This is a genomic window from Streptomyces sp. NPDC026377 (assembly GCF_055567715.1).
The window spans coordinates 1-18,502 of sequence record NZ_JBVHPV010000005.1; the positions used below are offsets into that span (position 1 = coordinate 1).

At 72.3% G+C, this 18,502-nt stretch carries 18 protein-coding genes and 1 pseudogene; 5 read left to right on the top strand and 14 right to left on the bottom strand.

What is annotated here, in order from left to right; translation table 11 throughout:
* Positions 1-311 (top strand): annotated as a pseudogene (locus ACZ4MU_RS12615) (2-oxoacid:ferredoxin oxidoreductase subunit beta); the annotation flags it as partial.
* Between the two features lie 367 nt (positions 312-678).
* Complete coding sequence (locus ACZ4MU_RS12620; protein ID WP_467874671.1) at positions 679-1,911, top strand: cytochrome P450 family protein; 1,233 nt, start codon at positions 679-681, stop codon at positions 1,909-1,911.
* A 102-nt stretch (positions 1,912-2,013) separates the two neighbouring features.
* Here the strand turns inward: ACZ4MU_RS12620 and ACZ4MU_RS12625 are convergent, their stop codons facing one another.
* Together ACZ4MU_RS12625 and ACZ4MU_RS12630 are read right to left on the bottom strand one after the other, a co-directional pair.
* Positions 2,014-2,859 carry an NAD(P)H-binding protein gene (locus tag ACZ4MU_RS12625; protein ID WP_467874673.1) on the bottom strand — a complete coding sequence of 282 codons (846 nt, stop codon included), beginning with the start codon at positions 2,857-2,859 and terminating at the stop codon, positions 2,014-2,016.
* Between the two features lie 64 nt (positions 2,860-2,923).
* Positions 2,924-3,814: a ScbA/BarX family gamma-butyrolactone biosynthesis protein gene (locus tag ACZ4MU_RS12630; protein ID WP_467874675.1), complete on the bottom strand. Its 891-nt coding sequence runs from the start codon at positions 3,812-3,814 to the stop codon at positions 2,924-2,926.
* 207 nt (positions 3,815-4,021) lie between these two features.
* Between ACZ4MU_RS12630 and ACZ4MU_RS12635 the strand changes: the two genes are divergently transcribed.
* Positions 4,022-4,690: a ScbR family autoregulator-binding transcription factor gene (locus ACZ4MU_RS12635; protein ID WP_467874677.1), complete on the top strand. Its 669-nt coding sequence runs from the start codon at positions 4,022-4,024 to the stop codon at positions 4,688-4,690.
* Positions 4,691-4,717: 27 nt separating this feature from the next.
* Here ACZ4MU_RS12635 and ACZ4MU_RS12640 read toward each other — a convergent pair whose 3' ends face one another.
* The 4 genes from ACZ4MU_RS12640 to leuA form a co-directional block, all read right to left on the bottom strand.
* Positions 4,718-5,560 (bottom strand): isoprenyl transferase, encoded by an 843-nt coding sequence (locus ACZ4MU_RS12640; RefSeq protein WP_467874679.1) that lies wholly within the window; start codon positions 5,558-5,560, stop codon positions 4,718-4,720.
* 16 nt (positions 5,561-5,576) lie between these two features.
* Positions 5,577-6,326, bottom strand: coding sequence for a DNA repair protein RecO (gene recO / locus ACZ4MU_RS12645; protein WP_365114088.1), 750 nt, complete (start codon positions 6,324-6,326; stop codon positions 5,577-5,579).
* A 47-nt stretch (positions 6,327-6,373) separates the two neighbouring features.
* On the bottom strand, positions 6,374-7,093 hold the full coding sequence (locus ACZ4MU_RS12650; protein ID WP_467874682.1) for a TerB family tellurite resistance protein: 720 nt from the start codon (positions 7,091-7,093) through the stop codon (positions 6,374-6,376).
* A 154-nt stretch (positions 7,094-7,247) separates the two neighbouring features.
* Complete coding sequence (gene leuA / locus ACZ4MU_RS12655) at positions 7,248-9,017, bottom strand: 2-isopropylmalate synthase (protein WP_467874684.1); 1,770 nt, start codon at positions 9,015-9,017, stop codon at positions 7,248-7,250.
* Positions 9,018-9,386: 369 nt separating this feature from the next.
* On the opposite strand from leuA, the gene ACZ4MU_RS12660 reads away from it, so the two are divergent.
* Together ACZ4MU_RS12660 and ACZ4MU_RS12665 are read left to right on the top strand one after the other, a co-directional pair.
* Positions 9,387-9,653, top strand: a complete 267-nt coding sequence (locus ACZ4MU_RS12660) for a protealysin inhibitor emfourin (RefSeq protein WP_467874687.1) — start codon at positions 9,387-9,389, stop codon at positions 9,651-9,653.
* Between the two features lie 29 nt (positions 9,654-9,682).
* Entirely contained in the window at positions 9,683-10,534 is an 852-nt protein-coding gene (locus tag ACZ4MU_RS12665) for a GNAT family N-acetyltransferase (protein ID WP_467874689.1), read from the top strand.
* A 273-nt stretch (positions 10,535-10,807) separates the two neighbouring features.
* Here the strand turns inward: ACZ4MU_RS12665 and era are convergent, their stop codons facing one another.
* From era to ybeY, 8 genes are all read right to left on the bottom strand, one after another.
* Positions 10,808-11,749 carry a GTPase Era gene (gene era, locus ACZ4MU_RS12670; RefSeq protein WP_467874692.1) on the bottom strand — a complete coding sequence of 314 codons (942 nt, stop codon included), beginning with the start codon at positions 11,747-11,749 and terminating at the stop codon, positions 10,808-10,810.
* A gap of 53 nt (positions 11,750-11,802) precedes the next feature.
* A complete protein-coding gene (locus tag ACZ4MU_RS12675; protein ID WP_467874694.1) occupies positions 11,803-12,762 on the bottom strand; it encodes a DUF916 domain-containing protein in 960 nt (319 codons plus the stop codon).
* Positions 12,763-12,858: 96 nt separating this feature from the next.
* Entirely contained in the window at positions 12,859-14,181 is a 1,323-nt protein-coding gene (locus tag ACZ4MU_RS12680) for a WxL domain-containing protein (RefSeq protein ID WP_467874697.1), read from the bottom strand.
* Positions 14,182-14,438: 257 nt separating this feature from the next.
* On the bottom strand, positions 14,439-14,915 hold the full coding sequence (locus ACZ4MU_RS12685; protein ID WP_467874699.1) for a hypothetical protein: 477 nt from the start codon (positions 14,913-14,915) through the stop codon (positions 14,439-14,441).
* 823 nt (positions 14,916-15,738) lie between these two features.
* A complete protein-coding gene (locus ACZ4MU_RS12690; protein ID WP_467874701.1) occupies positions 15,739-16,092 on the bottom strand; it encodes a cytidine deaminase in 354 nt (117 codons plus the stop codon).
* A 266-nt stretch (positions 16,093-16,358) separates the two neighbouring features.
* On the bottom strand, positions 16,359-16,712 hold the full coding sequence (locus ACZ4MU_RS12695; RefSeq protein WP_467874703.1) for an MmcQ/YjbR family DNA-binding protein: 354 nt from the start codon (positions 16,710-16,712) through the stop codon (positions 16,359-16,361).
* Positions 16,709-18,001 carry a hemolysin family protein gene (locus ACZ4MU_RS12700; RefSeq protein WP_467874706.1) on the bottom strand — a complete coding sequence of 431 codons (1,293 nt, stop codon included), beginning with the start codon at positions 17,999-18,001 and terminating at the stop codon, positions 16,709-16,711. The genes ACZ4MU_RS12695 and ACZ4MU_RS12700 overlap by 4 nt, the downstream gene beginning before the upstream one ends.
* Complete coding sequence (ybeY, locus tag ACZ4MU_RS12705; RefSeq protein ID WP_385544560.1) at positions 17,998-18,495, bottom strand: rRNA maturation RNase YbeY; 498 nt, start codon at positions 18,493-18,495, stop codon at positions 17,998-18,000. Before ybeY ends, ACZ4MU_RS12700 begins: the two co-directional genes overlap by 4 nt.
* Positions 18,496-18,502: the final 7 nt, after the last annotated feature.

The following is an 18,502-nucleotide window of genomic DNA, read 5'->3' on the forward strand; positions in this document are numbered from 1 at the left end:
ACCACCACAAAGGCATCACCCGCAACCCCACCACCGGCGACCTCGAAGTCACCGAAATCACCCCCCACAACGAACACCACGTCCTCATCCACGACACCCACAACCCCTCCCCCACCACCGCCTTCGCCCTCTCCCGCCTCGCCGACCCCGACACCCTCCACCACACCCCCATCGGCGTCTTCCGCAGCACCCAACGCCCCGTCTACGACACCCAAATGACCGACCAACTCGACCAAGCCATCGAACAACACGGCAAAGGCGACCTCACCACCCTCCTCACCGGCAACGACACCTGGACCGTCACCAACTAGGACCGGCTGGAACCAGCTGGAACCAGCGCGAGACCACCACGCGGGCCCCCGATGGCAAACCGGGGGTCCGGTTCGTTATTGTCCCTCTCGTCCGAACACGTGGGGGGGCATATGAGAGCGCAGCTCTGTTCCGTCGTGCCGTCCGACCTCGTGGGCGCTCCGCACCACGAGACGGCCCCGTCCCTGCCGCCGGGCGCCCCGTGGGAGTTCACCCGGGCCCCCGGCCCCGGCGGGTGTCCCACCGTCGAGGGCGCGCCGGGGAACGGCGGCCCCGTCGACGCCCCTCTTCCCTTGCGCCCACAGTGGTCGGCACAGCAGTAACGCGGCACAGACCACACGCCCTCACCCCTCCCTACGGAGCACCTCCATGCCCCAGCAATGCCCCTTCGCCATCGACGCCTCCGGGACCGACATCCACGGCGAGATCGCCCGTATCCGCGAGCACGGCCCGGTCACCCGGGTCGAGCTGCCCGGCGGCGTGCCCGCCTGGTCGGTCACCAGCGCCGAGGCCGCCAAGAGCCTGATGACCGACCCCCGCGTGTCCAAGGACGCCGAGCGCCACTGGCCCGCCTGGATCAAGGGTGACATCCCGCGTTCCTGGCCGCTGGCCCTGTGGATATCCGTGCGCAGCATGATCACCGCGTACGGGGAGGAGCACAGCCGGCTGCGCAAGCTGACGTCCCGGGCGTTCACCGCGCGCCAGACGGCGGCCCTGCGCCCGACGATCGAGCAGATCGTCTCCGACCTCCTCGACAAGCTGGCCGACACCCCGCCGGGCCAACCGGTCGATCTGCGCCGCGCGTTCGCGAGCCCGCTGCCCGTCCAGGTGATCTGCGAGCTCTTCGGGGTCCCGGAGAGCTCCCGCGACCGGCTCTGCCGCCTCATCGACATCACCTTCCTCACCGAGGTGACCCCCGAGGAGGCCGAGGCGACCGGCCGCGAACTCTACGGAGCGCTCCACGAGTTCATCGCCTTCAAGCGCGCCAACCCCGGCGACGACATGACCACCGGGCTGATCACCACGCACGACGAGGACGACGGCAGCGGCCTGACCGAGGTCGAGCTGGTGGACACGCTGCTGCTGATGATCTCGGCCGGGTTCGAGACCGTGGTCAACCTGATCGACCAGGCCGCGTACGCCCTGCTCACCCACCCCGAGGAGCTGGCCCGCGTCCGGCGCGGCGAGGTCTCCTGGGAGGACGTGATCGAGGAGACCCTGCGCTGGGAGCCGCCGGCCGCCCATGTGCCGCTGCGGTACGCCGTGGAGGACATCGAGATCGGCGGTGTGGTGATCCCCCGGGGCGAGCCGATCCTGATCGCGCTCGCCGGTCCCGGCCGCGACCCCGAGGTGCACGGCGAGAGCGCCGACCGCTTCGACCCGTCGCGTCCGCTGCGCCGCGAGCACCTGGCCTTCGGCCACGGCGTCCACCACTGCCTCGGGGCGCCGCTGGCCCGGCTGGAGGCGACGGTGGCACTGTCGGCCCTCTTCGAGCGCTTCCCGGACGTGGCCCTCGCGGCTCCGGGCGAGCGGCTCGAACAGCTTCCGTCGTTCATCTCCAACGGCCACCGGGAAGTCCCGCTCCTGCTGAACAACCGCTGAGGTGACGCAGTCCTGCTGACCGACCGCCGAGGTGACGGAAGAAGGGGCCCTGCCGGTCCGGTCACGGCGGGCCACTCCCCGTACGGAGGCGGCGCGGGCGGGTCAGGCGAAGGCGGCCGCGTGGTCGCGGGCCCACTCGGCGTACGAGCGCGCCGGGCGGTCCGTCAGCTCCTGGACGTCCCCCGAGACACCGGCCTTCGCCCCGGCCCGCTGGCGCTCGGCGCTGTGCAGCAGCGCCTCGGCCACCGGCCGCGGATAGCGCGTCAGGAGCGCGGCGCGGGCCTGTTCGACGCCGAGCTCCTCGAAGCGGAGCGGCCGGCCCAGGGCGTCTGCGAGGAGCGCGGTCTGCTCGGCGGCGGTGACGGCCGCCGGACCGCAGAGCGCGTAGGCGCGGCCCTCGTGGGTGCCCGGCTCGGTGAGTACCCTCGCCGCCACCTCGGCGATGTCGCGCGGGTCCACGGTCGCGTTGGGCGCGTCCCCGTACAGCGCGCGCACCACGCCCTCCTCGCGCACCGAGCGCGCCCAGGAGAGGGTGTTGGTCATGAAGGCGCGGGGCCGCAGCAGGGTCCAGGCGAGCCCGGACTCCCGTACGGCGCTCTCGTTCTCGCGCTGGCGGCGGGTGATGAGGTCGTCGGCGGCCGGGTCGGTGACGGCCAGCGCGGAGAGCTTGACCAGATGGCGCACCCCGGCCGCCCGGGCGGCCTCCGCGAACCGCAGGTCGTCGGGTTCGCCGATGCTGCCGGTGACCAGGAAGGCCGCCCGTACGCCCGTCAGGGCGCGGTCCAGGCTGTCGCGGTCGGCGTACTCGCCGCCGACCACCTCGACGGCCGGTCCGGTGGCCGTCACCCGCTCGGGACGCCGGGCCAGGACGCGCAGCGGGTGGGCGGGTGCGAGCAGCCGGGCGACCTCGCCTCCCACGGTCCCGGTCGCGCCGGTCACCAGAATCATCGTCGGTCGTCCCCTTCTTCCCTTTCTTCCCCTTCTTCCCCGCGGCCGGTCCCCGCCGTGCCCGTCAGTCGGCGCGCGGCGCCGAGAGCGTGGCGAGGAAGACCAGGCTGTCGTCCTGGTGGCCGGTGACCTGCACACTGGTCATGCCGGGACGCCGGGGCGCCGCGTCGGTGACCTGTATCCAGCAGGTGCTGTCGAACTCCGCGTACCGGTGGAACGCTATGTCTCCGGCGATCGGGACGTACGGCGCGGGTCCCAGGGCCGCGCACGCCGCCTGGCGGGCCGCCTCGAGCAGGAGCATGCCGGGCACGTGGTCGTTGGGGCGCTGGAAGAGCGTGGGGTGCGTGGTGTCCACGCGCAGCCGCCAGACGCGCTCCTGCGGGCACGGCGACAGCACCACGTCGGCGGCGCGGGTGCGGCCCGCGAGGTCGGCGGGGACGGGCAGCGGAAGGTGTCCGGTGGTGCCCGGGGCCGTGCGGTCGCCGCGCAGGCGCCGGTAGACGCCGGGGCTCAGCACCCGGGCCTGCCCCGAGCCGGTGGCCACCAGGCGTCCCAGGCGGCGCAGCACCCAGTGGACCTTGAGCCGCGAGAGCTTGCCGCCGCGCCGTTCGAGGCGGGAGAACTCCAGCTCCACGTCGATGAGCGCCGGCTGGCCGCCGACGTCCAACTGGCTGTCGTTGGCGGTGTATTCGAGGTCGGTGAGCATGAAGTGCCAGTCGAGCGGCACCTCGTAACCGGCGTGCACTATCAGCATCGCGGCCTGCCGCATCGTCTCGACAACCAGCAGCGGGTCGTGCAGGTCCCCCGCGACGGGCTCGAAGAAGACGTGGTCGTGCGGCCAGTGCGCGGTGACCGTGAAGGTGTGCTCGTCCCGTCGGCGCCAGCCGTGCGGGAAGGCGTCGGCCGGCCTCGCCCGGTGGACCAATTCCGGTGAGACCGGGTGCGATTGCGTCATGGTGGTGGGCCCGGCCCCGGTTATGGGTATGGCGCTGGTCAATACTGCTTCTGTTTTGGACATGGCTCCCCCCGAGGCATGTACGAAGAAACATAGTCATGCGTTGCACTGTTAAGATACAAACTAGACGGTTTTTTTCAAGTGCGGGGCGCGGGCGGTCCCGAAGGTTCACGGCGTCGACATGGCGGCGCAACACGAGGAGGCAGCGTGGCGAAGCAGGACCGTGCGATCCGCACCAGGAGGGCCATCCTGGAGGCCGCGGCCATCGTCTTCGAGAAGCAGGGGTTCCAGGCCGCCACGATCACGGACATCCTGAAGATGGCCGGGGTCACCAAGGGCGCGCTCTACTTCCACTTCCAGTCGAAGGAAGCGCTCGCGCACGGGGTCCTGAACGAGCAGGGCTCCGGCCCCTCGCTGCCGCCGCAGCCCGTCAAGCTCCAGGAGCTGATCGACTCCGGCTCGGTGCTCGCCCACCGCCTGCGCACCGACCACCTGGTCCGGGCCAGCATCCGGCTGACCCTCGACCAGCAGGCGACGGGGCTGGACCGCACCGGCCCGTTCCGGCACTGGAGCGAGGTGAACGTGGAGGTGCTGACCCTGGCGCAGCAGCGCGGCGAGCTGATGCCCAACGTGGTCATCTCCGACACGGCCGAGCTGTACGTGGGAGCCTTCGCGGGGCTGCAGATGATGTCGCAGACGCTCAGCGACTACCAGGACCTCTCGCACCGCCACGCGGTCCTGCAGCGCCATGTGATGTCGAGCATCGCGGTGCCCTCGGTCCTCGCCGCCCTGGACTTCTCCGAGGACCGCGGAGCCCGGCTCAGCGCCGAACTGGAGCTGGCGGCCGACGACGAGTGCGCGGCGGCCGCGGTCTGAGACCCGGCCGCCCGCCCCCGCGCGCCGTCACTCGGACGCCGTGACACCGTCCTGCCGCGGGATGTCCATGTTGGGAAGCGCCCCGCCGAAGCGGCGGTCGCGCTGCGCGTACTCCAGGCAGGCCCGCCACAGGTCCCGGCGATCGAAGTCCGGCCACAGCACGTCCTGGAAGACCATCTCGGCGTAGGCGCTCTGCCAGAGAAGGTAGTTGGAGGTGCGCTGCTCCCCGCTGGGGCGCAGGAACAGGTCCACGTCCGGCATGTCGGGGTAGTACAGGTACTTGGCGAAGGTCTTCTCGCCGACCTTCGACGGGTCGAGCCGGCCCGCCTTCACATCCTCGGCCAGCGCCTTCGCCGCGTCGGCGATCTCCGCCCGGCCGCCGTAGTTCATGCAGAAGTACAGCGTGAGCCGGTCGTTGTCCTTCGTCTGCTCCTGGGCGACCTGGAGCTCCTTGGCCACCGAGCGCCACAGCTTGGGCATCCTGCCGACCCAGCGCACCCGGATGCCCAGCTCGTCGAGCTGGTCGCGGGTCTTGCGGATGAAGTCACGGTTGAAGTTCATCAGGAAGCGCACCTCGTCGGGCGAGCGCTTCCAGTTCTCGGTGGAGAAGGCGTACAGCGAGATCGACCCGACGCCCATCTCGATCGCGCCCTGGAGCACGTCGAGGACGCGCTCGGCGCCGACCTTGTGGCCCTCGGTGCGCGGCAGCCCGCGCTCCTTCGCCCAGCGCCCGTTGCCGTCCATGACGACCGCGACGTGCTTGGGCACGAGCTCGCCGGGGATCTTCGGCGGGAGCGCACCCGAGGGGTGCGGCTCGGGGGCCGTGTACTCGCGCCGTGACCGGCCGCCCAGGATTCCGCGTCGTGCCATGTGGCCTTCTTCTCCCTCAGTTCTTCTCTACGTACCGCAGTGAGCGCAGACCGCGCTCCAGATGCCAGTGCAGATAGGCCGACACCAGACCGCTGCCCTCGCGCACATGCCGGGGCTCGCTCGCGTCGGCGGTCGCCCAGTCCCCCGTCAGCAGCGCGCTCAGCAGTCCGACCGCCTCCGCAGAGGGTACGACGCTGCCCGGCACCCGGCAGTCGGCGCAGACCACCCCGCCGCTCGCGACGGAGAAGAACCGGTTGGGGCCGTGGATGCCGCACCGCGCGCAGTCCTCGAAGCTGGGCGCGTAGCCGTTGACCGCGAGCGAGCGCAGCAGGAAGGCGTCGAGGACCAGGGTGGGGGCGTGCTCGCCGCGCGCGAGGGTGCGCAGCGCGCCCACCAGCAGCAGGTACTGCTGTACGGCGGGCTCGCCCTCGTGGTCGGTGAACCGTTCCGCCGTCTCCAGCATGGCGGTACCGGCGGTGTACCGGGCGTAGTCGGTGACGATCGCGCCACCGTACGGAGCGATCGTCTCACTCTGGGTGCACAGGGGCAGACCGCGCCCGACCAGCTCGCTGCCGCGCGCGAAGAACTGCACGTCCACATGGGAGAACGGCTCCAGGCGCGCGCCGAACTTGGACTTGGTGCGGCGCACTCCGCGGGCGACGGCGCGCACCCGCCCGTGTCCGCGGGTCAGAAGCGTGATGATCCGGTCGGCCTCACCGAGCTTCTGGGTCCGCAGCACGATGCCGTCGTCCCGGAACAGACTCATGGGCCCATTGTTTCACCGCGGGCGGCGGGCTCCGTCAGGACGGTGGTTCAGGACGGGGTCCGGGCCGCCGCCAGGAGGCGCGCCACGTCGTCGGCGCACAGCTGGAGCGCGCCGCCCACCGTGGTGAGGACCTCGCGCTCGGCCGGGCGGTAGGGGCCGTCGGCCAGCGCGATCCGGGCGCCCTGGAGCAGGATCGACTCACGGCCGGCCGGGGCCAGGTGCGGGGCCAGCGGCTCCAGCGACTCGTGCAGCTCGATGGCGAGGGCCGCACCGCACGGGTCGGCCTCGGTGTCGGTGAGGAAGCGCCCGGTGTCGGCGGCCAGCGCCTCGATCAGGGTGATCAGCTGCTCCTCGGTGCAGTCGTCGTACCCGGCGGCGCGGACCGTGGCGACGGCGGTCGCGGTGACCGTACGGGAGGAGGTGCCGCCCGCGGCCAGGACGGCGAGGGCGACGGTGTGCACGGCGTCGCGCAGCATCGCCGAGAAGCGGGTGGTGGTGGGGTGGTCGAGGGCGTCCGTGCCGAAGTGGGTCTCACAGGCCGCGCACTCCACCACGGGCCCTGCGGCGCCGCGCGGCAGCAGCGGGACGCCGAGGACGGCCAGACGCCGACGGCCGGTGCGGCGGCGGAAGTTGCGGTCGCCCCCGCACTGCGGGCAGAAGAACTCCCCGTCGCCCACGGTGGTCCAGGCGGTCCGCACCGTCCACACGCGTTCGAGGATGCCCGCGGCGCGAAGGTTCGTCGCGTCGTGTCCCCGGCCTAGCACCACCGCACACCTCCGTAACGGACCGGCAACATTGCCGCGTTGACGTGATGTTAGCCACATCGGCGAGGCGGCGTCAGCACCCCGGAAGGAGGAGTGGCGCAAAGACGGCGCCCCACCGGCCGCCGGGGGCCGGTGGGGCGCCGTGCGAGCTCGGGGGCTACGGACGGGCCGAGCGGTTGACGGCCGAGATGACCGCCTTCAGCGAGGCGCGCGTGGTGTTGGCGTCGATGCCGATCCCCCACAGGACCTGCCCGTCGATCGCGCACTCGATGTACGAGGCGGCCTGCGCGGACGCCCCCTCGCTCATCGTGTGCTCCTGGTAGTCCAGCAGCCGCGCGTCCACGCCGATGGCGGCCAGCGCCTCGAAGAAGGCCGAGATCGGACCGTTTCCGGTGCCGGTCAGGACCGTGTCCGCGCCGTCCACGACCGCCTCGACGGTGAGGGTGTCCCGGCCGTCCTTGTCGGTCGTGGTCTGGCCGGAACGCAGCTGGATGCGGCCCCACTGGTTGGCCGGATTCGGCAGGTACTCGTCCTGGAAGACCGACCAGATCTGGCCGGGCGTGACCTCGCCGCCCTCGGCGTCGGTCTTCGCCTGGATGATCCGGGAGAACTCGATCTGCATCCGGCGCGGCAGGTCCAGCTTGTGGTCGTTCTTCAGGACGTAGGCGATACCGCCCTTGCCCGACTGGGAGTTGACCCGGATGACCGCCTCGTAGGAGCGGCCGACGTCCTTCGGGTCGATGGGCAGGTACGGGACGGCCCACTCGATGTCGTCGACGGTGACGCCCCGGGCGGCGGCGTCCGCCTCCATCGCGTCGAAGCCCTTCTTGATGGCGTCCTGGTGGGAGCCGGAGAAGGCGGTGTAGACCAGGTCGCCCGCGTAGGGGTGGCGCGGGTGGACCTCCATCTGGTTGCAGTACTCGCTGGTGCGGCGGATCTCGTCGATCTGCGAGAAGTCGATCTGCGGGTCGACGCCCTGGCTGAACAGGTTCATGCCCAGGGTGACCAGATCGACGTTGCCGGTCCGCTCGCCCTGCCCGAACAGACAGCCCTCGATGCGGTCGGCCCCGGCCATGATCGCCAGCTCGGCCGCCGCCACGGCCGTACCGCGGTCGTTGTGCGGGTGCACGGACAGGCAGATGAACTCGCGGCGGGTCAGATGGCGGCTCATCCACTCGAACCGGTCCGCGTGCGTGGAGGGCGTCGAACGCTCCACCGTGGCGGGCAGATTGAGGATGATCTCGCGGCCCTCCTCGGGCTGCCACACGTCGCAGACCGCCTCGCAGACCTCCAGGGCGAAGTCCAGCTCGGTGTCGGTGAAGATCTCCGGGCTGTACTGGTAGCCGAAGGTGGTCTCCGGGCCCAGGATCTTCTCCGCGTACTCCATCACCAGCCGGGTGCCGTCCACCGCGATCTGCTTGATGTCCTCCTTGGAGCCGCGGAAGACGACCCGGCGGAAGGTCGGGGCGGTGGCGTTGTACAGGTGCACGGTGGCCCGGTGGGCGCCGCGCAGGGACTCCACGGTCCGCTCGATCAGGTCCTCGCGGGCCTGGGTCAGGACGGAGATCGTCACGTCCTCGGGGATCGCGCCCTCTTCGATGATCGAGCGTACGAAGTCGAAGTCGGTCTGCCCCGACGACGGGAAGCCGACCTCGATCTCCTTGTAGCCCATGCGCACCAGCAGGTCGAACATCTCGCGCTTGCGGGCGGGGCTCATGGGGTCGATCAGCGCCTGGTTGCCGTCGCGCAGGTCGGTGGAGAGCCAGCGGGGCGCCTTGGTGATCCGCTTCTCCGGCCAGGTGCGGTCGGGGATGGGCACGGCCTCGTAGGAGCCGTACTTGTGGATCGGCATCCCGGACGGCTTCTGGGTGTGGGTCGCGTTGGTGACGGGCGTCGGACGACCGACAGACACGGAGTTCTCAGACATTGGCGTAGGGCTCCTCGGGGCCTTCGGGCTGGGGGTCCCCCTGCTCCTGAAGAGCTTGGGGGAGGCCGACTGGTCGAAGCAGCACCAGGTCCCGCGGGGAGGGGGTCGGCCTACGACTACAGGCCCTCGCCGCGGCAGCTAAGGAGAAGCAGCCCGAAACGCATGATGTGCCGCAGCCTAGCCGAGAGGCGCCGAAAGCGCCGGTCCCGTTTCAGTATGCGGGACGTTACGGAAGGGGCCAGGGACCAAAGTCCCGACGCGGGGCCGCGTACCGGGGGCGGGGGCGGGCGTGACGGCGGTGTGACCGCGAGCCGGCTTCGCGCGGGGCCGGGCGGTGCGCCGGGCCCCGCGCGCTGCTAGACAGGGAGCATGCGCATCCAGGTGACCCGCACAGGAGGATTCGCCGGCATCGAGCGCCGGGCCGAGGTCGACACTTCGGGCCGGCCCGACGCGGCCCAGTGGCAGGCCCTGGCCGAGGCCGCCCTCGCCGACGGCCGGGCCGAGCCGTCCCCGGGGGTGCCCGACGGCTTCCACTACGAGATCACGGTCGACGGCCGCACGGTGCACTGCGCGGACCCCCGGCTGTCCGAGGCCCAGCGGACGCTGGTGTCGCGCGTACTGAAAGAGGGTGCGTAGGGGGGCGCCGGCTTGCTTTGATGCGCGGCATGAAGACAAGCACACCCGACTCGCCCGACCCCGCCCGGTCCACGGGGTCCCCGCTCCCCGCCGGCCTCCGGCTCCTGGAGGAGTACTACGACGCGGTGCCGCGCACCTCGGCGCGGGCGGAGGACTTCGGCCCGCTGACCCTGTTCGTACGGGAGGGGGTGGGCTGGCCGTTCTACGCCCGGCCCGCGCTCGGCCGCACCGGGCCGGTGTCGGTGGCGGACGTCGACCGGGTGCGGGCGCGCCAGCGGGAGCTCGGGGTGCCCGAGGCCTTCGAGTGGGTGCACGAGGTGACGCCCGGGCTGCGGGCGGCGGTGGAGGCGTCGGGCCTGGCGGTCCACGCCCACCCGCTGATGGTGCTGTCCCCCGGCGCGCCGGACGCGCCCGCCCATCCCCTCGTACGGATGGTCGGCGCGCAGGACCCGCTGCTGCACGCGGCCCTGGTGGTGCCGCACCTGGCGTTCGCGGCTCCCGGTACGGCGGTGGGGGCGGCGGGGCCCGGGGAGCTGGCGGCCGAGATCGCGGCCCGGGCGGGGGACGGACGCGCTGCGCAGGTCGCGGAGCGCATCCGGGCCGGGCTCACGGCGGTGGCGGCGGCCTTCGAGAACGGCCTCCCGCTCTGCTCGGGCATGCACCAGCCGCTGGGCGGGGTGACGGAGATCGTCGGCGTCGGCACCCTGCCCGCGGCGCGCCGCCGGGGCCTGGGCGCGGCGGTCACGGCACGGCTGGTGCGGGATGCGCGGGAGGGGGGTGCGTCGACGGTGTTCCTGTCGGCGGGGGACGAGGATGTGGCGCGGATGTATGGGGGGTTGGGGTTTGTGCGGGTGGGGACGGCCCTGATAGCAGAGGCCTGAGCCCCCGACCCCGAGCGGGGCCTGCGGCCCCGACCCCGCTGTCTCGCTTTCTTTCCCCCGCGCGCCGGTGGGGGCCGATCGCGCAGTTCCCCGCGCCCCTCAAGGCGGGGCTTCGCCCCGACGCGCGTGCGTGGTGCGGCGGCCCGGAGGTGCCCTTCAGGGGCGCGGGGAACTGCGCGCCCAGCCACGGACGGTCCGCAGACGAAAGGAGGCCCGGGGTGCAGGGGCCGCAGGCCCCGCGACCGGGGGCCGGGGCCGTAGCCCCGGGGGGGGTCAGAAGCCCAGTTTGCGGAGCTGCTTCGGGTCCCGCTGCCAATCCTTCGCCACCTTCACATGAAGGTCGAGAAACACCGGCGTCCCCAGCAGCGCCTCAATGTGCTTGCGCGACTTCATCCCGACCTCCTTCAACCGCTTCCCCTTGGGCCCGATGATGATCCCCTTCTGGCTCGGCCGCTCGATGTACACGTTCGCGTGGATGTCGAGCAGCGGCCGGTCGGCCGGACGGTCCTCGCGCGGCAGCATCTCCTCCACCACCACCGCGATGGAGTGCGGAAGCTCGTCCCGTACCCCCTCCAGCGCCGCCTCGCGGATCAGCTCGGCCACCATCACCTGCTCGGGCTCGTCCGTGAGGTCGCCCTCGGGGTAGAGCGCGGGGCCCTCGGGCAGGAGCGGGACCAGGAGGTCCGCCACCAGCTGGACCTGCTGGTCGCCGACGGCCGAGACCGGCACGATCTGCGCCCACTCGAAGCCCAGCTCCTCCCCGAGCCGCTGCACGGCGAGCAGCTGCTCGGCGAGCGCCTTGGAGTCGACCAGGTCGGTCTTGGTCACGATCGCGATCTTCGGGGTCTTCTTGATCCCCGCGAGCTCCTTGGCGATGAACTTGTCTCCCGGCCCCAGCTTCTGGTCCGCCGGCAGGCAGAAGCCGATCACGTCGACTTCGGCCCAGGTCGTACGGACCACGTCGTTCAGCCGCTCGCCCAGGAGCGTGCGCGGCTTGTGGAGCCCGGGGGTGTCGACCAGGATCAGCTGCGCCTCGGGCCGGTGCACGATGCCGCGCACGGTGTGCCGCGTCGTCTGCGGACGGTTGGAGGTGATCGCCACCTTCTGTCCGACCAGAGCGTTCGTGAGGGTGGACTTGCCGGCGTTGGGACGGCCGACGAAGCAGGCGAAGCCGGCCCGGTGGGGGGCGTTGTTCTCAACAGTACGAGCGCTCATGCCGCCCATTCTCCCCGATCGGCACGCCCCCGCTGTACGCACGCCCCCACGGCTCAGCCGCGCCGCCCCCGCGGCCGCCGCAGCCTCCACCCCAGGACCCCCGCCGCCACGGCCGCGACCAGCGCCGCGAGGCCGAGCCAGGGCAGTGCGAGGAAGGAGGCGCCGCCCGAGCCGGTGACGCCCCTGGCGCTGGCCGTGAGCCGTACGTCACCCCGGTCCACCTGCGGCGACCCGGCCCACGGCTCGGTGAGTCGGACCTTCTCGCCGGGCAGCAGCTCGGCCGGGACCCGGGTGAGCGCGCGGCTGAGCAGCGTCCGTCCGAACAGGCCCGTCGCCCTCAGCTCCACCTTCGGGTCGAGGGTGACGTTGCCCCGGTTGTGCAGGGTGTACGAGATCGTGGTCCGGCTCGTGCCGGTGCCGGGCACCAGCGGCCGGTGCTGGGCGAGGGTGACGTCCTCGACGGCGAGCGCGGGCACGGTGGGCCCGGTGACCCGCAGATAGACGCGCGCGCCGACGGCCTGCCGCACCCCCATGGCCAGCTCCCCCCGCCCGGCCGCGACCTTCTCGTCCAGGGCGACCAGCGCCCCGGGGTGGTCGCCCGGCTCGGCGTCGGCCGGGACGGTGAGCGTGAACGGCACGGTGACCGAGGCGTGCGCGGGGACGGTGACCGCCGGCCGGTCGGGCCTGGTCCAGGCGCCGACGCCGTGCTGCGGTTCGCGCTGGGTGCGCACCGCGAACCCGCCGTCGCGTTCGGTGTTGTACGCGTCGGCCCCGTAGAGCCGGAAGGCCATCGGCGCGGCCGTCTTGTTGGTGACGGTGACCCGGTCGGTGAGGGTGGTGCCGGGGCTCGCGGAGAGGTAGAAGTACGGGCGCCGGTCCGCGCCGGAGGAGACGGGGAAGACGGCCCAGTCGCCGTTGTCGGCGGCGCGCGCGGGCGTACCCGGGGCCGCCAGGAGGGCGACGGCGACGGCGATGACGGCGGCGATCAGCAGCGGGACGGAAGGTCTGCGCACGGTGCGCTCCCCCGGGGACGGGTGGGCCGGCCGGGTGCGCGCCCGGCCCACGGGCGGATCAGGTGGATCTGGGTGGATCAGGCGGATCTGAGTGGATCAGGCCAGCGTGAGTGTCAGCACGCCGGAGTACGCGCCGGGCGCGGTGAACGCGGGAACGTTCAGCGAGACCCGGGCGTCGACGGTGAACTCACCTCCGGTGAGCGCCGCGTTGGGCGTGGTCGCGAGGGTCGCGCCCGCGCTGCCCACGGTGCCCGGCGAGCCCGCCGCGCAGGTCGACGGGGAACCGGCCTTGGTGGTGCAGACCGGCGTCCAGCCGAGCTTCGAGGCGTCGATCTTCGCCCCGGCGGGGCCGGTGAAATCGGTGACCTTGCCGGTCAGGGACCAGCCCGCGGGGCCGCCGCGGAAGTCCTGGACCGTCACCGTCCGGAGCGAGCCACGGGAGAAGCCGCCCTTGCCGAAATCGACGGCGTCCAGGGAGACGGCGTCACCGGTGTGGGTCATGGAGAGCGTGCCCGCCTTGACCGCGGAGGTGAGCTTCTGGCTGTTCGGCGGCGCCGGGGTGTCGTCGACGACGGTGTACGCCGCCGGTCCCGCCCCCTTGTCGTCGCTCCAGCTCGCTCCCTCGTAGGCGACGATGCCGCTGGTCGCCTTGTCGTTGACCGTGAGGGTGGTGGAGAACGCGCCCTGCGCGTCCGCCGTCACGGTCGCCCTGTCGGCGGTCTCCGCCGCCCCGGCCCGGCCCGCGACCGTGACGGTCGCGCCCGCGGTGAACTTCGACCCGGTGACGGTGACGCCCGCGCCGGGCTTGCCGGAGGCGGTGCCCAGCTGGACGGCCCGCTGGTTGGTCTGGCCGCCGCCGGTCGCGGTGACCGTCTCGGAGACGGGCGCGGGCGGGTTGGTGACCGTGCAGGGGGTGTCCAGCTCCATGATGTAGCTGGTGTGGATGTTGTAGTCGCCGGGCGACAGGGTGATGGCGCCGGGTGCGGTGACGGTGAACGTCCCGGTCATGGAGAACGGCGGGAAGGCGCCCTTCCCCGGTACCGGGTCGTTCTTCTTGGGCCCGGCGACCGTGACGTCGCCGCTCTGGGCACCGCCCAGGGTGACCTTTCCGGTGGGGGTCATGATGTCGGCGGGCAGCGCCAGGTCCACCGGGTTGCCCGCGGCGGGCTTGGTGACGGTGTACGTGACCGTGACCGTGTCACCGACCTTCGGCGCGGCCTTGTCCACGGTGATCCGGGCGGACGTGGTGCCGTCGATCGCCGGGATGCCGGCGATGGGCGGTGGTACGCAGTGCGTGGCGAAGTCGACCGGCGTCGCGGCCAGGGCCTGCGCGGGCGCGACGAGCGCCCCGGTCCCGGCCATGAGCGCCGCGGCTCCCAGTACGGCGGCCCAGCGGCGCCGTCTTCGTGGTGAAGGCATGACTGCCCCCCTCTGCGGTCGTGGCGCAGCAGCGGCTCGGCTGCGCCGGCAGGGAGCCATTGACCTGGGGGCGCGAAAAGAAGTCAATGGAATCGAAATCCCATGACTGATGGGCCATCAGATACTGTCAAGATCCGCGTTCCCGCAGGTCAGCCAAGGGGTCAGGGGGAACCCGTCCGGCGGGGACAGGGAGGACCGGCGCCGCTGGCGGCGGCGCCGGTCCGGTGAGACGTGGGGGGCTCGACGTGTGCCCGGGGTCAGCTGAACACGAACGGGCCGGGCGCCTGGGCGGCGGTGGAGGTGCAGGTCACCGGGATCCCGAAGACCACCATCTTCACCGTGCCGGGGTGGGCGTTGGCGGAGAGGCCGGGCGAGACGGTCCCGCTGAGCGGACCGACCGCGACCCCGCTGCCGGCCGCCATGGCGGGGTTGCGCTTCCCGCTGAAGACCAGCGTGCCGCCTCCCGCCTTGGCCATGGTCAAGGTCGTGGTGATGGTGTCCTTGCCCACGGCGAGCGGGGTGGTGATCTCGGCGGAGGTGAGGGTGACGGTGGCGGCCGTGCCGTTCTGGGTGGCCGTCAAGGTGGCCTCACCGCCGCCGTAGAAACCGCAGTCGTAGACCTCGGTGGCCGACCCCGGGGAGACGGCCGCGGCCGTCGGGGCCAGCACCAGTGCACCGGTGGCCAGGCCGCCCGCGGCGAGCGCCGTGAGCACCAGTGGCCTCTTGCGTAACATCGTTTCCCCTTCCCGTACTTCCCGTACCGGGAGAGTTGGCGGAGTGCCGCGCTGAAGCGCATGCGCATGCGCGTGAAACCGGCCGCGGGCGGGGTGCGCACGCCACGCGGGAGGAGGGCGGCCGACGCGGCACGGGGGCCGCGGCTCGCGCCCCCTGCCCGGCTGCCGTATCTGACGGTCCGTCGGATGGATTGCTGTTCATTGACGCGCGGGGGGTGTGGGGGCGCAAGGGGGGCCGGGGGCTTTCTTCGGCCTCGGCCACGGACGGCCGGAACGCGCCGGTACACCGGACCGGATCCGGCCGAGGGTTTGACGCCACGAACCGGCCACGGAGCGGGGGCGGCCTGGGGCCGTGCTGGGTGCCGCCCGCAGCTTTTGGGGGCCTGGTTTCTGTCTGCGGACCGGTGGGGGCTTGTCGCGCAGTTCCCCGCACCCCTGGGGGCGTCCGGGGCTTTGCCTGCGGGCCGTCGTGGGTCGCTCGCGCGGTTCTCCGCGCCCCTTCAGGGCTCGATGGTTGTCTGCGGGCCGGTGGGGGCTCGTCGCGCGGTTCCCCGCGCCCCTATGGGGTAGGCCGCAGTCAGAGAAATGAGCTCGGCCAAGTCTTTGAGGGGCGCGGGGAACTGCGCGAGCAACCCAGCACGGCCCGCAGACGAACGACGGCCTTTCAAGGGGCGCGGGGAACCGCGCGACCAGCCACGCACGGCCCGCAGACAATGGCCCGGCCCCCGAGGGGCGCGGGGAACCGCGCGACCAGCCACAGACCACCCGCAGACGAGCCCCTGGCCCCCGGGAACGGCCCCCCACAGACGCCCACGGGCAAACCTCAGCCCGCCTCCACCCGCGCCCGCAGCTCCCCGTCCGGCCCCGCCACCAGCACCGGCGTAGCCGCCCCCCCGAGGTCCCGCACCGCCGCCCGGTCCTCGGCGGACGCCGTCCCCGCCTCGGTCACCACCGCCGCCGCCTCGAGCGACTTCGCCCCGCTCGCCACGGCCATCGCGACCGCCGTGCGCAGCGCCGACAGCTTGAGCGAGTCCAGCTCCACGGTCCCGGCGACGTACGTACGCCCGGTCTCGTCCCGTACGGCCGCGCCCTCCGCCACCCCGTTGCGCGCCCGGGCGCTGCGCGCCAGGGTGATGATCTTGCGGTCCTCGGGGGCGAGTTCGGTGCTCAGAGTCATAGCGAGAGCATAAGGAGTGCGCCCGGACGGACCCGCGCGCAACCCCCCGCACGCACCCCCGCCACACCCCGCGCCCCCACACGGCCCCGCCCCGGATGCGCTGCTCGGCCAGGGCCCCGTTCATCGCCCTGCTGCTGGGCATCCTGGCCACGACCGGGGACGACCTGTTCAGAGGCGTACGGACGGCGCTCCTGGTGTCGCGGTGATCGTGGTCGCGGCGGCGACCCTGGTGGCGGTCGGTCCTGGCCGCCGCGAGGCCTCGCGGGTCACGCCCGGTCGAGCCGCAGCCGCTCGGACTTCGGCAGCCCCGCCACCACCAGGTCGTACGAATCCTCGATCAGCTCACGGACCAGCCGGTCCGGGAGCCGATCGATGTCCACCGTGTTCCAGTGGCGCTTGTTCATGTGCCAGCCCGGCACGATCGCCGGGTACTCCGCGCGCAGCCGCACCGCGTCGTCCGGGTCGCACTTGAGGTTGGCGGTGAGCGGGGTGCCGCCCAGGTTGCTCAGCGCGAACATCTTGCCGAGGACCTTGAAGACGGAGGCGTCCGGGCCGAACGGGAACTCCTCGGTCGCGGCGTTGAACGCCAGACAGAAGTCCCTGAGCTCCTGAGGGGTCACGCCTCTTCCTCCTCCTTGACGGCCACCGGCTCCACCAGCACGGTCACGATCTTGTTCCGGCGGCCCGCCGGCGACTCGGCCGTCAGCCGCAGCGCCCGCCCGTCGGGCAGGTCCACGACCGCCGTGGCGCCCGCGATCGGCACCCGGCCGAGCGCCTTCGCGAGCAGTCCACCGACCGTCTCCACGTCCTCGTCGTCGAACGCGTCGAGCCCGAACAGCTCGCCCAGATCGCCGATGTCGAGCCGCGCGGTGACCCGGAAGCAGCCGTCCGCCAGCTCCTCGACCGGCGGCAGCTCCCGGTCGTATTCGTCGGTGATCTCCCCGACGATCTCCTCCAGGATGTCCTCGATGGTGACGATCCCGGCCGTGCCGCCGTACTCGTCGATGACGACGGCGACGTGGCTGCGGTCCTGCTGCATCTCGCGCAGCAGGTCGCCCGCGTTCTTGGTGTCGGGGACGAACGCGGCCGGGCGCATCGCGGTGGAGACCAGGTCGGCCTCCGAGTCGCGGTTGATGTGCGTCTTGCGGACCAGGTCCTTCAGATACACGATCCCGACGATGTCGTCCTCGTTCTCGCCGGTCACCGGGATACGGGAGAAGCCCGAGCGCAGGGCGAGCGTGAGCGCCTGGCGGATGGTCTTGTAGCGCTCGATGCAGACGAGGTCGGTGCGCGGCACCATCACCTCGCGCACCAGCGTGTCGCCGAGCTCGAAGACCGAGTGCACCATCCGGCGCTCGTCGTCCTCGATGAGCGACTCCTGCTCGGCGAGGTCGACCATCGCCCGCAGCTCGGCCTCGGAGGCGAACGGGCCCTTGCGGAAACCCTTTCCGGGCGTGAGCGCGTTGCCGAGGAGGATGAGGAGCTGCGGCACCGGGCCCATGATCCTGGCGAGCGGCAGCAGGACGTACGCGGCGGCCGTCGCCGTGTTCAGCGGGTGCTGGCGGCCGATGGTGCGCGGCGAGACGCCGACGGCGACGTAGGAGACGAGCACCATCACCGCGATGGCGACGAGCAGCGCCGTCCAGGTCTGCGCGAAGTCCTCCAGGCAGACATAGGTGACCAGCACCCCGGCCGCCATCTCGCAGGCGACCCGCACCAGCAGGGCCACGTTGAGGTAGCGGGTCGGGTCGGCGGCCACCTGGGCGAGCTTCGCCGCCCCGCGCCGCCCCGACCGTACGGCCTCGGCCGCGCGGAACGACGACGTACGGGCGATACCGGCCTCCGCGCAGGCGGCCAGCCAGGCCACCACGACCAGCGCGACGGCGCCGACGAGCAGCTGCCCGGTCATGAGACGGTCGGCGCCGGGGAGGGGCCGGTGTGGCCCTTCTCCGCCCGCCAGCCGTCCACGATGGCCGCCTGGAGACCGAACATCTCGGCCTTCTCGTCCGGCTCCTCGTGGTCGTACCCGAGCAGGTGGAGCACGCCGTGGACGGTCAGGAGCTGGAGCTCCTCGTCCATCGAGTGCCGGGTCGGCGCGTCCTCGCCCTGCTGCTTGGCGACCTCCGGGCAGAGCACGATGTCACCGAGGAGCCCCTGCGGGGGCTCCTCGTCGTCCTTCATCGGCGGACGCAGCTCGTCCATCGGGAAGGACATGACATCGGTCGGTCCCGGCAGGTCCATCCACTGGATGTGCAGCTGCTCCATGGCCTCGGCGTCCACGACGATCACCGAGAGCTCGGAGAGCGGGTGGATCCGCATCCGCGTGAGCGCGTAGCGGGCGATGTCGAGGATCGCCTGCTCGTCGACCTCGGTTCCGGACTCGTTGTTGACGTCGATCGACATGGTGCGC